This window comes from Leptothrix ochracea, from assembly GCF_041083635.1.
Taxonomy (GTDB): Bacteria; Pseudomonadota; Gammaproteobacteria; order Burkholderiales; family Burkholderiaceae_C; genus Sphaerotilus; species Sphaerotilus ochraceus.
Window position 1 is genome coordinate 57,699 of record NZ_JBFPHB010000003.1, and the last position, 14,966, is coordinate 72,664.

Below are 14,966 nucleotides of genomic sequence, written 5' to 3' on the forward strand. Positions count from 1 at the left end.
TAATATGCGCGGCGCGGCCTAGGGTTGTTTTGGAGAAAAACGTGAATCTCATTCGTGGCGTGATGGCCTTGGTGGTGTTGCTGGGCGCAGGCTGGTTGGGCTACCGCTGGGGCGGTGCTGAAGTGGCTCGGCTCAAAGCCGAATTGGCTGAAATTGCCCGTGTGGCCGATGTGGCGCAGCAAGAACACCAGCGTGCGAGCAAGGCGTTGGAACAGCGCATGAGCGAGCAAGCCGCAGCCCATGAGGTCAAGGTGACCGAGTTGAATCAGCAGGCACAAACAGATCGTCAGGCGCTGGATCAGAGTCTGAAGCACGCTGATGTTCGCCAAACCGAATTGAGCAAGCAACTTCGCCAAACCAATCAAGAGTTGGAGCGGGTGCGTGATCGACAGGGGAATGGTGCAGCCAGTGCCGAGGACCGTGCCAGTGCGGCCGCAAGAGAGGCTGAGCTGATGGCCTTACGGGAAAAACTGCAAAAGGCACAGGCTGGACAGACTTGCCTGACCATGCCTGTTCCTCCCGAGGCTTTGGCCGTTCTCAATCGCAGCGCGCAACCTTGACCTTGGAGAGTGCCCATGATGAAAAGGATGCTGATTTGCGCAGCGGTGTTGGTCAGTGGTTGCACGCACTATGTGCCTGTGGTGACGCCGGCCCTTCGCTGTGAGCCGGCGGCGAATCTGTTGCAAGGCTGTGAGCGACCCGGGTTGATGCCCGATGGCAGCACCTATGAGGATTTGTTGCGTCAATCGCAGACAGATCGGCAGAACCTACAACGTTGCGCTTTGCAGCACGCAGATTTGGTTCAGGCCTTGGCGGTGTGCAACGAGGAAATCGAGCGTCACAACCAAGCGCTGACTCAGATCAACCCGAAGACCGGCTCGGGGAAGTCTTCGTCGCCTTGACGCCCGATATCGCTCATGCCAGCCATTTTTGTCAGTTATCGACCCCAAGACCAGCCAGACTGGTTGCTCTCCCAAGTTCGAGCCCGGGTCCAAAAAGATATTGCCGTGGACTGGGTGGAGGCCGGCGGATCGCTGGAATCTTGCCAGATGGTCTTGGTGATGATCGGCCCCCAGTGGTTGAGTGCGGCAGATGTGGATGGCCGTCTCTTGATTCAGGATCCACAAGATCCGGTACACGTGACGTTGAAGCGTGCGTTGGAGCGCGGCTTGCGGCTGGTGCCGGTGCTGTTGGATGGCACCACGATGCCACGCTCCCACGAACTGCCCACCGAGTTCCAAGCGTTGGTGCGCCGACCAGCGATGAGCTTGCATCCCCAGCGACTGGACGCCGATATGGGCATGCTCGTCAGCATGATCCGGCGCACGCTGGAGTCCTCGTTTGGGTCGGTGGTGGCGTCTTCGGTGTCGGCCCATGCCAAGAGTGAAGCCCAATCCACCTTTTCACCGCCGCCCGCCCCTGCGGCACCGCCCCCCGTTGTGACGCCTGCGCCGGTGGCCCCAACTTCACGGTCACCCAACACCCTGCGCGGTTTACCGGAGCCGGAGGAGTTGCCGGAGTTGGCGCATTTGTTCGCCCCGCCGCCGCCGCCTCCTCCTCCCCCACCCGTGACGGTGGCGCCTGTTGGAGTGCCCCCGGTGGCACCCCCCGAGACTCCGCCGCAACCCACCGTGGTGCCGCAAGCGATGGCTTCTGTGCGCCCCCCAACCGTGTCTTCAGCGGACCGGCGTGATCGGCGTCGGATGAAGCAATTGCAAAAGCGCCGCACCATCCTTGTTCGATTTGGCTTGGGGTTGGGGGCGTTTGTCTTGCTGCTGGGCTTGGCGTGGTTGGGTTGGGCGTTGCTCCATCGCTTGATTCGTTCTGAACCGTCACCCACCGCTCAAGCGGCGGAGGTGGTGAAAGCTGCCGAGTCTGCGGTGGTCCTGACGTCGGTGCCGGCTGCATCGGCCAAGTCTGCCGACGCTTTACCCCCGCTCACACCAGGCCAGTCTTTCCGCGATTGCGAGGCCCCGGCATGCCCCTTGATGGTGGTGTTGCCAGCAGGACATTTCTCGATGGGCTCTTCGGCTCCGGGTATGGGGGCCTATGACGATGAGCGTCCAGCGCATGAGGTCACTGTGCGCAAGGTGGCTTTGGGGCGCTTTGAAGTGACCTTCCAAGAGTGGGAAGCTTGTTTCCAAGACAAGGATTGCTCCCACTGGCCTTCTGACGAGGGTTGGGGGCGTGAGACACGTCCCGTGATCAATGTCAGTTGGGAAGACGTTCAGCGGTATCTCAAGTGGCTGAGTCAGAAAACGGGACATGTTTACCGACTACCGACCGAAGCCGAGTGGGAATACGGCGCACGCGCCGGAACCACCACCAACTACTCCTTTGGCAACGATGAGAAGGGGTTGAACGATTACGCTTGGTACAGCGGCAACAGCGGTAACCAATCACACCCTGTGGGTGAAAAGAAGCCCAATGCCTTTGGTTTGTATGACATCCACGGCAGTGTTTGGGAATGGGTTCAAGACTGCTGGCATCCCAACTACCAAGGAGCGCCCACCACCGGAGCGGCTTGGGATACCGATTGCCGGGGTGGCAACCGGCGCACCGTGCGCGGTGGGGGCTGGAATGACACCGCCCGTGTGGTGCGCTCGACCTACCGTTATGGGTACCTCTCCGATGGCCGAAGCCTGTCGCAGGGGTTCCGTGTGGCCCGAGAGCTGAGCCCCTGAGACGGTGTGGCTCGACGCGGCACGCGGGGTCTCAGATCTTCTTGCCGCTGATCAGTTTGTCGGGATTGGGCGCGGGTTTGACGGGGGCGGTGCTCACAGGATCGAAGCAGCCGCTTTCCAACGTGCCGGGGAAAGCCTGTACCAGCCGCAGTCGCATATCCCTGTCGGCCGCGAAAACCGTCATCCACACGCTGAAGAAGCCCCGGGCTTGCGCAAGACGCACGATCATGCGGCGCAGCAAGTCGTTATCCGGTTGGGCTTGCAGCTCGTCATGCGCGACGTTGGCCTCAAACCACGCTTGCTGGCGTTGGGCACAACGATCCAGGGCGACTTGAACCTCATTGGCGGTGCTTGCCGCCTGGGCACTGGCCTTATCGAGGCCGACCAAGGCGAGCGTGGCTTCAGCTTTGCGGCTGCGCACCGCCGTTAAACCGCGAGCCACCTGAACCGTGCCATCGGGCAGGTATTCATAGGCGAGCGCGGTGTTATCCCGATCAGGTAGCAGGTACTGACTGAGGATCACTTCCTTATCCCCCTTGGTCGAGTTGCAATTGACGCAGCCCAGCAAGAAGTTATGCCAGCGGCCTTCCAAAGCAGCGTACTTGGGGAGGCTCTTGGCTTGGATGTGCTCAATGGCCAGATTGGTTGGGATCAGTCGCTCGCAGTAGCTGCAATACAGACCGATGCGCCCCACCAGTGGCGCCAGTGCGCTTGCATAGGGAACGAAATCAGCGCTTTGCGGCGAGGGGCCTCGTCGAACGGGTCTCATGGTTCATTCCCTCAATCGGGCCGCCCGTTGCATGTCCAAGAAGGCCTGAAACGCGGGGTTGTCAGCAAAAGGTTGCAGCTTTTGATCACGTTGCTGCGGGTCGCTGGCAAGGTGCAAGGTTTGCAGATAGTCGCGAGCTGTGCGTTGCATGACCTGATAACGACTGCTGGTGTGGGCGTCGTCAGCCACCTCCATCAGCCCAGAAGCAATGGTTTCGAGCGATTGATGGGCTAACTCAGCGGTCGGTTGACCCCGCATCATCAACAGTTCATGGCCACCACGCAGGCTTTGGACCAAGAAGGGTGAGTTGGTGGTGGCTACAAATTGCAGCTTCGGGAACAGCGTGCGCAGGGTTTCGATCAGATGGCGCTGGATCTGGGGATGCAGTTGAGCTTCCAGATCATCAATCAGCACCACCCCTGCCGTTTGTGCCAAGGCTTGTTCCACGCCAACATGACGGTTGAGTCGCAAGATGCGGCGGATCATGTCACCGCCCAAGGTCAGGAGTTGTCGTTCGCTACCGCCGAGTTGTCGGGGTGCGACCATCCAACCATCAGCGCGTTGGGCGCTGACTTGGCGCGTTTTATGGTTCAGACTGAGTTGAACCGCCTCGCCTTGCCGGCCGGTTGACAAAAGGGTTTGCAGTGCATCAAGCACTGCGCGGGCCTCAAGTTCTTCCAAGTCGAGCAACCAGTCTTCAATCTCTGACAGTTGGGTGCGAATATCGAAGGCATCGGCATAACTGCTCAAGCGCCGCCGAAGTTCTGCGCTGCTGGACGAGGGGCGATCCGCCAAGGCCAACGCCCGACGCATGCGCAGTGTCAGGCGGCGCTCGCGTAAATGATGGGTCTGGGGCGACGTGGTGGCCGCAGCATGTCGGCGTGCACGGCGGTTGTCGCCGCCCATGTGGCGTTCACTGCCGTAGTACGCAATCAGCGGTAATAAACCGGCGGGAGCCGTTTCAACAACCTCGGTCGCGGGGGTGTCCGGCCATGCTGGGCCACCCAGGTGGGCCAAAAGAATGCGTACCCGCTGGACGAAGGCGGCTGTTTGGCTGTTGTCGGTGGGCGAGTGTTCCGAGGTACGACTGCGCACCCAGCTCACGGCGCCCTGACCCGGCACCTCGCCATGCGCTTCAATGCGCGCTGCCGGGTGGACCCGCTTGCGAATCGATCGGGCTTGGGCCCGTAGATCATCGGGCCCGATCGAGGCCGGATCATGGGTGCCAGGCAAACCCAAGCTCCATGCGCCCAAGGCAATTGCCAAGGCGTCGAGAAGACTCGTCTTGCCGCTGCCGGCGGTGCCGATCACAAGGTTGAACTGCGGCGCGAGCATACACTCATGCCGCTCGATATGACGAAAGTGGTGCAGTGCCAGTCGGTCAATACGCATCAGCTGCTCCTGCGCTTTTTAGGGGAATGAAAGCAAACCATTCTAGAGTTGGGTGTGCGGTTCGTGGGACAATCCACGCCGTGAAGCGCGACAGACTGCCGCTGGTGCAAGGATCGAAAGGTCGCACTGGAGGAAGGTCCGGACTGCACAGAGCGGCGTAGGAGGTAACGCCTCTCCACCGTGAGGTGAGGATCAGAGCCACAGAGACGAGCCGGTTAAGTCCGGGTGAAACGCGGCAATCTCTACGTGCAGCAACACCAAATAGGCCAGCGCCAAGGTCGTGGCGTTAACTAACGCACGAACTTGATGCGTTGCTCGCGCAAGCTGGCGGGTAGGTGGCACCGAGCCGGGTAGGCGACTCCCGGCCCAGATGAATGGCAGTCACTTCGCTTCTCTCACGAGCGGCGATGCACAGAATCCGGCCTATCGTCGCACTTCACACTTTTCATCCTTACATTCGCTGTTGTTTCGGTGCGTCATCGGTTGCGTGTTTCAGCTCGCGCAGGGCGCGTCGCAGCGTGCGCTTGATGTTTTGTAAGCGAGGGCGCTGGCTGGCTGGGGCATAGCGCCAAGCATCCAGTTCGAGCAAGACGGTCGCCAGCTCTGGGATTTGGCGGGCAAGCGTGGCCGGGCTGTGATGGGCTTGGACAAGCCAGCCGTGACGCCGCAGGTCCGCTTGAAGGGCTGTCCACGTGCGCAGCCACGGGTCACCACGCTGCTGCCAGCGCCGCCATGCGGTCCATCCAGCAAGGGTGCCAAGGCCCAAGGCGGCCAAGCCTTCTAGAACCTCGCCCAAGTCGTCGAAATCTGGCTCGGACCATCCCAAGCCCTTGAGAAGGTCGAATTGCTCGGTACTGTGGTACTGCACCACCCATTGCCGCCAGCGGTGATCGACGCTGCCCCAAAGGGCTTGGAGTTGGGCGCGCATATCCGGGCTAAGTTGCGCCCAAGGGCCAAGCAGTTTGCGCAGGCCGCCACCGCCGGCGTTGTCCCCATGAACGCCGGCGTTGATACGGTCTGGTGCCACCGCTGCTGTGGGGTCCACGCGGATCCAACCCTGACCCCGCGACCAGTACTCCGCCCAAGCGTGGGCATCGCTTTGGCGGATTTCGAGCACCTTGTCGATCGGATTGATCAATCCGCCTTGGTAGCCGGTGACGATGCGTGCTGGCACGCCCATGGCACGCATCAGGATCACAAAGGTGCTGGCGAAATGCTCACAAAACCCTTGGCGGTGATCAAGCCAGAAGGCATCGACGGGATCGGATTCTGGCGATTCACCGGGGCTCAGGCTGTAGCTGAAACCGGCGGTGCGGATGTGTTGCAGCAGTTTCTCTGCCAGCTGCTCAGGGTTGGACTGATCGGGGCTCAGGCTTTGGCGCAAGGCTTGGGCCCAAGCGCGGGTCCGCAGATGAAGCCCTTCGGGCAGGTCCAGATCGCCGATCGGAAAGGGCGTGGCTTCGGTGGGAATCACGCCGCCGATCACAACCGCCAAAGCGTGCAGTTGCATGCGCTGCGTCAGCGGCTCCAAGCTTTGCCAGTGCATGTCCTTGTGGCGAATGAGATCGACGGCGGTCGCGCTTTCCATGATTGGCATGCTCAGCGTGTGTTCCAGCAGCGGCAAAGCACGGATCTGCAAGGGCTCTAGCGTCAGCCTGTAACCGATGGCGGATGGGTTCAGGGTGTCCTCAAAACGCGGGGTCGGGGTGATCGGGGCCGAGAGCGCTGTGTTGGGTGCCAACCAGCGTTGCCCGATGTGCACCGAGAGCACTTGGGCGCGGAAGTAGCGCTCCTGAGGGGGGGGCGGTGGGCCGTCAAAGGTCACCTGCATCGCCAGGCTGTCATCCAGCGCGGCGTCAGCGATCTGACCGAGTTCAAGCTGATCCGACAGGCCGGTGTGCGCACCTGCATCTTCGGGCAGGCCCCACAGCGGTGGTAGGCGCGGGAAGAAGAGGAAAAGTACCAGCACGATGGGTGCACCAAGCAGCGCGGGCATCATGGCCAAGCGGGCCGTCTCCCACAGGTCCGGGCGGCCGTTGGGGCGCTGTTCCAGCATCAAGCAGGTCAGCAGTCCTGTGACAGACACCAGCATGGCCAGCCCTTGGAACATGCTTTGCGAGCGCAAAAAACCCGCCATGATCAGCAGCATGCCCAGAAAACAGACCACAAAGCGATCACGCTGAGTGCGCATTTCCAAGGTTTTCAAGGCGGTGAGTGACACCAGTAGGCTGAGCCCCGTTTCTTTGCCCAGCACGTGGCCATGACTCCAAAGGCTCAAACCCACGGCCAAGGGCAAAGCCAGCATCAGCACGCGTCGGGGTGGCATCCCACTGCCGCGCCAGCTCAGCATCCCGCGCCAAACCAAGGCCGTGACGGCGAAAAGACTGCACCACAGGGGGACGGCGCCGAATTGGGGCGCCATGGTCCAAGTCAGCACGCCGACCAGAAACAGGCTGTCGCGGCTTTCTCGAGGGCGGCTTTTCATGGCATCCGGGCCAAGGCGTCAAGGCAGCGGCGATGATGCTCGGCACCTTCGGCCGGGTTCAACGTGGGTTGGCCGGGCAGGGTGAGACCGTAGGCGCTGGGGTGAGCATGCTCGATCCACGCACACAGGCGTTGCAGGCGGGCCTCGGGATCGTGGAGATCGGCGGTATCGGCCCAATCAAAAAGCACAGGTTGTGCATGATGGGATGACTGGGCGGACGGGGGCGTTTCACGGCTCAGGGGCAAGCCTCCTTGTGCAAGGGAGCGGGCCGTGGCTTTCCAAGCCAGTTTGCGGACTGCGTCACCGTGTCGATAAGGTCGTAGGTCGTCGATATCCATATCCTGCTCGCGGGCGTCATCCACGGGTTTTGGTCGGGTGGGATGCGCAGATGGTGGCGTGATGCGCTGGGGCCATGCCGGTGTCGGCTGTTCCGGGTTGGGCCAGACGATGATGGGGGTAGCGGGTCGCCAGATCGACCAAGCGCGCAGCAAGCCGTAGGGGTAACGCGATTCGATGCGCAACGTGGGCAAGGCATGCAGACCTCGCCGTGGCGCATGCACGTGAAGTGTCACGCTCAGGGTGGCGTTGGGGGGCACATCGACCCAGATTTCTTGGGCTTGGGTTTCGAAACGCAGCCCGACTGAGCGATGCATCCGACCGGCGGTTTCACGCAACGCCATCAAGACCGCGACCTGGCTGCCGCGATACCCTGCTGGTGCTTGCTGTATGGAAAGATGCAGTCCAGCCAGCTGCCGCTCAGTCATGAGCATCGACACCAAGCCGCTGCCCATCAGCAAGAAGGTTAATCCGTAGCCGAGGCTGAGTTGGTAGTTGACCGAGGCCACCAGCAGCACCAGCAGCAAGGCTGTGAACATCAGGCCTGCGGGGGTGGGCAGGGTGTAGACATTGCGTTGCCGCAATTGCAGGGTCCGTTGGGGGGCATGACGACTGAGCCACCAGTGCTCTAGGTTGTCCCAAGGATGGCGCCACATGGAAAGTGCAAGCCTTGAAAACGGAGTCAGACCAGACCGACAGCTTCGATCATGGTTTGCAACTGCTGTGACGCGTCTTGTCCTGAACCCATGATGGGAACCAGTCGATGGGCAAGAACGGGCCCGGCCATGGCTTGAACGTCTTCTGGGCTGACGTAGTTGCGACCTTGCAAGTAAGCATGAGCCCGGGCTGTGCGCAGCAGGGCCAAGCCGGCGCGGGGGGAGAGTCCTTGTTGGAACCAGTGGCCGTTGCGGCTCTCGTTCAGCAGGGCCAAGACGTAGTTCAGGAGGGCTGGCGCGGCGTGACGTTGCAGGGCGGCTTGGCGGGCCGCCAAAAACGTGGTCGGGCTCATCACGGGGCGCAGTTCATGCAGCAGCTCACGTCGGTTGCGACCGGCGAGCAGCGCGTATTCGGCCTTGGGATCGGGGTAGCCCAAACTGAGCCGCACCAGAAAGCGATCCAACTGGCTTTCTGGCAGCGGGTGGGTGCCCAACTGATCGGCTGGGTTTTGGGTGGCGATGACAAAAAATGGCTCAGGCAAGGGGTGGGTCTGACCTTCAAGGCTGACTTGCTGCTCTTCCATCGCTTCGAGCAAGGCACTTTGGGTGCGGGCCCCCGCCCGATTGATCTCATCGGCCAGCAGCACTTGGCTGAAAACCGGCCCCGGGTGGAAAGTGAACTTTTCGGTGCTGCGCTCATAGATGCTCACGCCGATCAGGTCGCTGGGCATCATGTCCGCAGTGAACTGCACCCGCTTGAACGCCAACCCGAGTGATAACGCCAGACTTTGGGCCAAGGTGGTTTTGCCCACCCCGGGGAGGTCCTCGATCAGCAGGTGCCCCCCTGCCAGCAGGCAGGCGACGCAGGTCTCGATCTGCGGGCGCTTGCCCACCACGACCGTGCTAACCTGATCGATCAGCTTGATCAGGGGGGCACGAAGGGCCCCATCATCATGCGCAACGGCATGCAAAGACGTCGAATTCATGTCGCGCACCATAGCGGAATTTAGAGCATGAGTACTTTTTACTACGCCCATCCCGATTGTCTGGGTCACGATATGGGGGCCGGGCATCCTGAGTGTCCCCAGCGGCTTGGCGCCATTGAGGATCATTTGCTGGCCACAGGCCTCGACATTGCCTTGTTGCGCGCTGATGGCCCGTTGGCCGATCACAAGGATCTGACCTTGGCGCACAGCGAGGGCTATTTGCTGGAACTCGATGAAGTCTTGCAGCAAGTGACTGCTTCGGGTGAACCGCGTCACATCGATCCAGATACGGTGGTATGCCCTGGCACGCGCCAAGCGATGTTGCGTTCAGCCGGGTTGGCGGTGGCGGCGACCGACGCCGTGATTGATGGTCAGGCGGAGAACGCTTTTTGTGCGACACGCCCCCCCGGACATCACGCCACACGGGGTGAGTCGATGGGGTTTTGCTTCTTGAACAACGTCGCCATTGCGGCGCGCCATGCGGTCAATGTGCGCGGTCTGGAGCGCGTGGCGATCATCGACTTTGACGTGCATCACGGCAACGGGACCGAAGATATCGTGGCAGGGGACGATCGCATCTTGATGGTGAGTTTTTTCCAAGATCAGATTTATCCGTTCAGCGGCGGTATTCCGATGGGTGACAACATGCTCAATCTGGCCATCCCCGCCTACACGCGCGGGCCAGCCTTGCGCGAACTGATCGAGGCCAACTGGTTGCCGCGTTTGGATGCCTTCGCGCCGCAGATGATCTTCATCTCGGCAGGTTTCGATGCGCACCGTGAGGATGAGTTGGGTCAGTTGGGCTTGGTCGAGGCCGACTACGCGTGGATCACCCGCCAAATCATGGATGTCGCCAAGCGTCATGCTCAAGGCCGCATCGTCTCGTGCTTGGAAGGGGGCTACAACCTCAGCTCGCTCGCTCGTAGCGTGGCTGCTCACCTCAGGGTATTGGCTGATGTGTGACTTGGGATGCAGCTTGAGGTAACAGGTCGCTCAAACGCAGGGTTTCGAATTCAACTTCGATGCGCATGCGCGAGCGCACTGCTTGGCCCAGGCGCTCCCCGGCTTGGAAGCGGGTCTTGAGAAACTGCTGCCGCACCATGTCGTGCAGCCAGTCGGGCAAATTGCCGTTCTCGATCCGCACCCGGCGAACAGTGCCTTCATCGTCGATAAACAGGGTCAACTCGCCTCGGTAAAGGCCGGCTGGCAGGCCTTCGGGGGCGATCAGGTCGAGGCGTTCACGGGCCTGCGGCGGCGTGCTGAGGGCGCTGCGTGGCCAGTAGTGATCGTCGCCATCTTCTCCGGCACGGGGGCTGGATGCCGCAGCAGAGGCTGCGCTGGACGGCGGGATCGGTGGTGAGATGGGTGGGGCGGGTGTTGGTGATGCAGCGCTACGTTGGATCACGGTGGTGGGCTTGGCGTGTGCCGGCAAGAGGCCACCACTGCCACCACCACCCGCTTTGCCCGAACCGTGGCTCCACGGCGGCACGATCAGCGTCAAGTGCGCGCACAAGACAACAAAGGCACTGACCAGCAGTGCCTTTGCGTTGGGGAGCGCGCCCCTTGCGCTCCTTATTCCATCAGCTCTCGCCACGATGCACGCTTGAGAACGCCCGGTGGTGGCGTGGCAGGATCAGGCGGACGACTTGCTTGTCCAATCTTGCCGCTGCTTTCAGTCACCATCAGTTGGGTTTTGCCCGTCAGATCGACAAACACCCCCAAGCCCGTGATCAAGCCGGTGTAGGCCGTGGCCGAGACGATGGTGCCATCACCCACGCTGAAAGTGTAGAGATACGAGGTGCCCGAAGGCGAACAGGCATCGCCCGAAGGCAGCATGCTGGCGTAGGTCAAGGTGCCATTGCCCAGTGCCGTGCCAGAGACGACGATGCGCTCACCCGTACTCTGATTCAGATCGACATACCAGCCGTTGTTCATGCTCCAGTCCACCCCAATCGGGGTCGTGATCATGCGGTTGGCACCCAGCATCTGGGGGACCAGATTGGCTGTGGTGCCCCGTAAAGGGCCCAGACCGACAAAGTCCAAGGTGTCCTTGATGGTGTAAACCGACTGCATGGTGGTGTCGATCACATCACTCAGACCGAGCATCCGTCCGGTGCCGAAAGACACGATGGCATAGGTTGCGCCGTTGACGGTGTAGTCGGTCAGGACCGGTTTGGTGGTGATGGGTTGCGGAACGCCGGCGGCGGTGGTGGCCGTACCGATCAGGATGGCTTCTTTGCCCGGAGGCGGGGTGCGGCCATCGAAGTCGAAGCGCCACATATTGCCCAGCATGTCACCACCGTAAAAACGCATGGCGGTGTTGTTGGTCGCTGAGATGGTCCAACCATTGATCTTGCTCAGATTGTTGGGCGTGGTGACGTTGCCGACGGCGGCATTGTTGGCGTCAAGCGTCGCCAAGGTGGTGATCAGGGCCCCCGTTGCGGCATTGATGACATAAAGGCGACCATTGCCGTCACCGCCAGCCACATTGTTGTTGATGCCGGAGGTAAAGCTGACGATCCACGTGCCAGCCATGTTCTTGGTGACCACCGGATTGCCGACGCTCAGGCCGAGGTTGGCGTCGGTGAATTCCCACATCACGCTCGGATTGAGCGGATCCGTGACATCCAAGGCGTAGTAGCTGCGTCCGCCGCCGCCCAAGCCACCCACCAACATGGTGCGCCAGCGTGTGCCGTCAAAGATGTCTGAGGCCACCGGCGATGCATCCACAAAGTAGCGGTGGTTGGCGTTGTAGTTGTTGTCGGCCAAGCGCCACATGTCTGGCATGGCAGCGGTGGGGACGAAGGCCCACAGTTCTTCACCGCCACCGTTGGCGACATCATCGACTTTGAACGCGTGAACCATGCCATCGTTGGAGGCGGCATAGACCGCCTTGATGCGGTTGGTTTTGGCGGCCACGAAAGCTGCATAACCGGCATCGGCGTAGAGAAAGGGCGGCTTGCCGACAAAAGCGGGCGAGCCGTTGATGACATCACCCATCAAGGACTTGCGGGTCCGGAAAACCCGGTTGTCGGTCATGGTATTGCTGAGGTACAGCGAGGTGTCACCGGCCAAATACTTCACCAAGTTATCGCCTGTGACCTTGGCCAGTGCATTGGCGCTGAGGCTACCGCATTGGCTCAAAGCAACTGGCGCTGTGCAATGGCCGTTGAAGTAGCTTTGGGCGTTGGCGGGCAGGTTGGCATAGACAAAATTGGACAACGTGCCGCCGTTGTTGAACAAGACTTGCCGGGGTGTGGTGCGGGCGTTGAGCACCTTGGCGGCACTCCAGAGTTCTTGACCGGCAGCGGTATTGGCCGGCGGGGTGACGCTACCGGTCAGCGGATCGATGGTGAACTTGAAGGCGCGGACATCACCCACCCAATCGACCGAGGTGTAGCCGCCCACAAACAACCAGTCATCACCGGTGACGGGGGCCAGCGAACTGCTGGAGGCCGCAGCTCCCGTGCCGGTCATGGCCATCATGCCCCGGATTGTGTTGCTCAGTGAGCTCGCCAAGGAGCTCGGATCACCGGCGGAGAAGTACTGACCTCGACCGTTCACGGCGGCGTGCCAGAGGTCATCGATGTTGGTGGCGTTGCCGTTCGGGACTGACCAGTTTTTGGCACCACTTTTCAGTGCGACGTAGTCGCCACTGGTTTGTGTGAGGTAGTTCGGGTCGTACGCCAAGGGTCCCCGCACGCCCAAGCCGAGCGTGAAGGTGTTCATGTGCTGATGCATGGCTGGATCATCAGCAGTGGGCGGAACCGTGTTGGCCAGATCTGGCCGTAGGTCGGTTGCCCAGTAGTACTCGGCCACGTCCGCCAAAGTGTTGGCGGTTTTGGTGGCATCCAGCATCGGGCGCTGCTCGGCGCCGTCTTGGTCACCCACTTGGACATTGGTCAGTTGAAGTGGGCCGTAGCTGGCCGACTCATTGTTGCTGTTCCAGTAGCCGTCGGTGGTCATCAGGGCAAAGTTGCGCTGGCATGAATACTGGATGGGGTCATAGGTTTGACCCGTGACCTTCTTGGCGTAATAGCGCCCCACTTTGGAGAGCGCCCCGCGCAAGGGGGTCGAATTGCCAGGACTGATGCCGTAGAGCAGATTGAAGAAGCTGGCTTTTTGGGTCGGATCGAAGTCGCTCACATTCAGGAACTGAGTCCCTGTGACGCCGGTGTCGCTGATGATCGTGAAACCAATACGGGCATCAGCGCCCAGAGATTGAAAAACACGGCCTGCCGAACTACGCATCATCAAGATGCGGGTGCGGTAGTAGCTGTACCAGTTGGCGTAGTTTTGTTGAACGGTGGCACTGGCCGTACTCAGATTGACTTGGGTGAAAACCGAGCTGCCTGGGGCACTACCGACGTTGCTGCGGCACTCTTTGGCCAACGTGGTGGTGGTATCGAGTGTGCCCGTCGCACTGTAGGTCCAGTTGAGGGGTGTTTGTGTCCCGGTGTAGTTAAAGTAGAAGTTGGTGCTCAGGTTGGTGCCTGTGCCTCCGACGTAACCATCACTGGGTGCATTGATGAAACTGATGGCCGGATATGCTGTGCCATCGGCTCTGACCGGAGGAAGGTAATCAACGCTCGGATTGAAGGCCACCCCGTTGCATTGAGCAGCGCAGAAGGCATAGGTCGAAGTGTTCTTGTTGTTCCCATTGCCATTGCCATTGCCATTGCCATTGCCATTGTTTGTGGTGCAACTGCCACTACCGACGTCATCGGGCATGTAATCCCAGCTCATCGAACCCGATGAGTCGAGGATGAACATGATGTTCGGTTTGGTCAGACCTTGGACCGCGGTGATGGGGACCTGTGCCACGTCAGCGCTGGCTGCCAACACGCTTGGACTGCCGATCAGCAGGCCCAAGAACGCGGCGATCGCTGCTCTGATCGTGGATGGGCGGTGAAAGAGACTCATGGTGTGGGTTCTCCGATACGTGCTCAGATGTGCTCAGAAATGCACGATGGTTTCGGTAAAACTGGTGGAGTTGCGCGCCCCTTGGGTGCGCACAGTGACCCGGAAGAATTGCTGCAAGGCGGGGGCACCAGGGGGCGGGGCTGATTGGTAGCTGATTTCGCCCTTTACCATGGAGTTGACGATGGTGACCATCGGCTTGGTGCAGATCATGGCGGTGGTGAGCATGTTGCCCGGCTTATCGCAAAGTCGCTCAATCACGTAGCGTGCCTTGAGGGCACCCCCACGCAGGTTGATGACGTCGGAGGGCACGATACAGGCGGCGATGGCCACGCCGTTGGCCTTGGCCGCTGCGCAGTTATCCCCATCCCAATCAACCGCCGTCCGCTGGGGGTCTTTGCTGTGCCCCACGGGATCAAAGCGTGCGAAGTAGCTGGCGTAATAGCCGCCGGGCTGATCGGTTTGCAACTCGACGTTGCCAGAGCGCGCGGCCACCCAAGCCACACCACTGCGCATGGCGGTATCGGCGGCCAGCAAGGTGTCTCGCTTGAAGCTGAGGTTGCCCAAGATGCCCGCTCCCGTATCGACGCTGCGAATAAGGGCCACGGCTGCCATCGATAAGGCCAGCATGGTGATCAAGGCAAAGATCAAGGTCATACCCTGTTGGGTCTGACGCGCTCGGGGCGCGGCGTGGCGCCAGATCCCGCTCAAAAAGGTGCGTTGTCGCATGGAGAACTC

General features: G+C 60.9%; 12 protein-coding genes and 1 other RNA gene. 5 read left to right on the plus strand and 8 right to left on the minus strand.

Features of this window, described 5'->3' with window-relative positions:
* Positions 1 to 41: 41 nt before the first annotated feature.
* From AB3X39_RS01060 to AB3X39_RS01070, 3 genes are read left to right on the plus strand one after another with little or no spacing between them, the layout of a single operon-like run.
* Complete coding sequence (locus tag AB3X39_RS01060; protein WP_369415503.1) at positions 42 to 560, plus strand: hypothetical protein; 519 nt, start codon at positions 42 to 44, stop codon at positions 558 to 560.
* 15 nt (positions 561 to 575) lie between these two features.
* A complete protein-coding gene (lysC, locus tag AB3X39_RS01065) occupies positions 576 to 902 on the plus strand; it encodes an Rz1-like lysis system protein LysC (protein WP_369415504.1) in 327 nt (108 codons plus the stop codon).
* A gap of 15 nt (positions 903 to 917) precedes the next feature.
* The gene (locus tag AB3X39_RS01070) at positions 918 to 2,684 is read left to right on the plus strand and encodes a formylglycine-generating enzyme family protein (protein WP_369415505.1); all 1,767 of its coding nucleotides are present in this window, start codon (positions 918 to 920) and stop codon (positions 2,682 to 2,684) included.
* Between the two features lie 31 nt (positions 2,685 to 2,715).
* Here AB3X39_RS01070 and AB3X39_RS01075 read toward each other — a convergent pair whose 3' ends face one another.
* Entirely contained in the window at positions 2,716 to 3,453 is a 738-nt protein-coding gene (locus tag AB3X39_RS01075) for an HNH endonuclease family protein (RefSeq protein WP_369415506.1), read from the minus strand.
* 3 nt (positions 3,454 to 3,456) lie between these two features.
* Positions 3,457 to 4,845, minus strand: a complete 1,389-nt coding sequence (locus tag AB3X39_RS01080; protein WP_369415507.1) for an AAA family ATPase — start codon at positions 4,843 to 4,845, stop codon at positions 3,457 to 3,459.
* An 82-nt stretch (positions 4,846 to 4,927) separates the two neighbouring features.
* Between AB3X39_RS01080 and rnpB the strand changes: the two genes are divergently transcribed.
* Positions 4,928 to 5,287: RNase P RNA component class A (rnpB, locus tag AB3X39_RS01085), an RNA gene on the plus strand.
* A 9-nt stretch (positions 5,288 to 5,296) separates the two neighbouring features.
* On the opposite strand, the gene AB3X39_RS01090 is transcribed toward rnpB, so the two are convergent.
* Genes AB3X39_RS01090 through AB3X39_RS01100 form a run of 3 tightly spaced genes read right to left on the minus strand, consistent with a single transcriptional unit; the run spans position 5,297 to position 9,308 of the window.
* Entirely contained in the window at positions 5,297 to 7,330 is a 2,034-nt protein-coding gene (locus AB3X39_RS01090; protein ID WP_369415508.1) for a transglutaminase TgpA family protein, read from the minus strand.
* Entirely contained in the window at positions 7,327 to 8,322 is a 996-nt protein-coding gene (locus tag AB3X39_RS01095) for a DUF58 domain-containing protein (RefSeq protein WP_369415509.1), read from the minus strand. Before AB3X39_RS01095 ends, AB3X39_RS01090 begins: the two co-directional genes overlap by 4 nt.
* 26 nt (positions 8,323 to 8,348) lie before the next feature.
* Positions 8,349 to 9,308: an AAA family ATPase gene (locus AB3X39_RS01100; protein ID WP_369415510.1), complete on the minus strand. Its 960-nt coding sequence runs from the start codon at positions 9,306 to 9,308 to the stop codon at positions 8,349 to 8,351.
* 27 nt (positions 9,309 to 9,335) lie between these two features.
* Between AB3X39_RS01100 and AB3X39_RS01105 the strand changes: the two genes are divergently transcribed.
* Positions 9,336 to 10,271 carry a histone deacetylase family protein gene (locus AB3X39_RS01105; protein WP_369415511.1) on the plus strand — a complete coding sequence of 312 codons (936 nt, stop codon included), beginning with the start codon at positions 9,336 to 9,338 and terminating at the stop codon, positions 10,269 to 10,271.
* Here the strand turns inward: AB3X39_RS01105 and AB3X39_RS01110 are convergent.
* The 3 genes from AB3X39_RS01110 to AB3X39_RS01120 form a co-directional block, all read right to left on the minus strand.
* The gene (locus AB3X39_RS01110) at positions 10,249 to 10,809 is read right to left on the minus strand and encodes a hypothetical protein (protein WP_369415512.1); all 561 of its coding nucleotides are present in this window, start codon (positions 10,807 to 10,809) and stop codon (positions 10,249 to 10,251) included. The genes AB3X39_RS01105 and AB3X39_RS01110 overlap by 23 nt on opposite strands.
* A 71-nt stretch (positions 10,810 to 10,880) precedes the next feature.
* On the minus strand, positions 10,881 to 14,231 hold the full coding sequence (locus tag AB3X39_RS01115) for a pilus assembly protein (protein ID WP_369415513.1): 3,351 nt from the start codon (positions 14,229 to 14,231) through the stop codon (positions 10,881 to 10,883).
* A 33-nt stretch (positions 14,232 to 14,264) separates the two neighbouring features.
* A complete protein-coding gene (locus tag AB3X39_RS01120; RefSeq protein WP_369415514.1) occupies positions 14,265 to 14,957 on the minus strand; it encodes a pilus assembly PilX family protein in 693 nt (230 codons plus the stop codon).
* Positions 14,958 to 14,966: the final 9 nt, after the last annotated feature.

Excerpts from the sequence above, each read along its gene's own strand:
- lysC (WP_369415504.1), top strand. The coding sequence starts at position 576 with ATGATGAAAAGGATGCTGATTTGCGCAGCGGTGTTGGTCAGTGGTTGC.
- AB3X39_RS01095 (WP_369415509.1), bottom strand. The coding sequence starts at position 8,322 with ATGTGGCGCCATCCTTGGGACAACCTAGAGCACTGGTGGCTCAGTCGT.
- AB3X39_RS01120 (WP_369415514.1), bottom strand. The coding sequence starts at position 14,957 with ATGCGACAACGCACCTTTTTGAGCGGGATCTGGCGCCACGCCGCGCCC.
- AB3X39_RS01105 (WP_369415511.1), top strand. The coding sequence starts at position 9,336 with ATGAGTACTTTTTACTACGCCCATCCCGATTGTCTGGGTCACGATATG.
- AB3X39_RS01100 (WP_369415510.1), bottom strand. The coding sequence starts at position 9,308 with ATGAATTCGACGTCTTTGCATGCCGTTGCGCATGATGATGGGGCCCTT.
- AB3X39_RS01070 (WP_369415505.1), top strand. The coding sequence starts at position 918 with ATGCCAGCCATTTTTGTCAGTTATCGACCCCAAGACCAGCCAGACTGG.
- AB3X39_RS01090 (WP_369415508.1), bottom strand. The coding sequence starts at position 7,330 with ATGAAAAGCCGCCCTCGAGAAAGCCGCGACAGCCTGTTTCTGGTCGGC.
- AB3X39_RS01115 (WP_369415513.1), bottom strand. The coding sequence starts at position 14,231 with ATGAGTCTCTTTCACCGCCCATCCACGATCAGAGCAGCGATCGCCGCG.
- AB3X39_RS01080 (WP_369415507.1), bottom strand. The coding sequence starts at position 4,845 with ATGCGTATTGACCGACTGGCACTGCACCACTTTCGTCATATCGAGCGG.
- AB3X39_RS01075 (WP_369415506.1), bottom strand. The coding sequence starts at position 3,453 with ATGAGACCCGTTCGACGAGGCCCCTCGCCGCAAAGCGCTGATTTCGTT.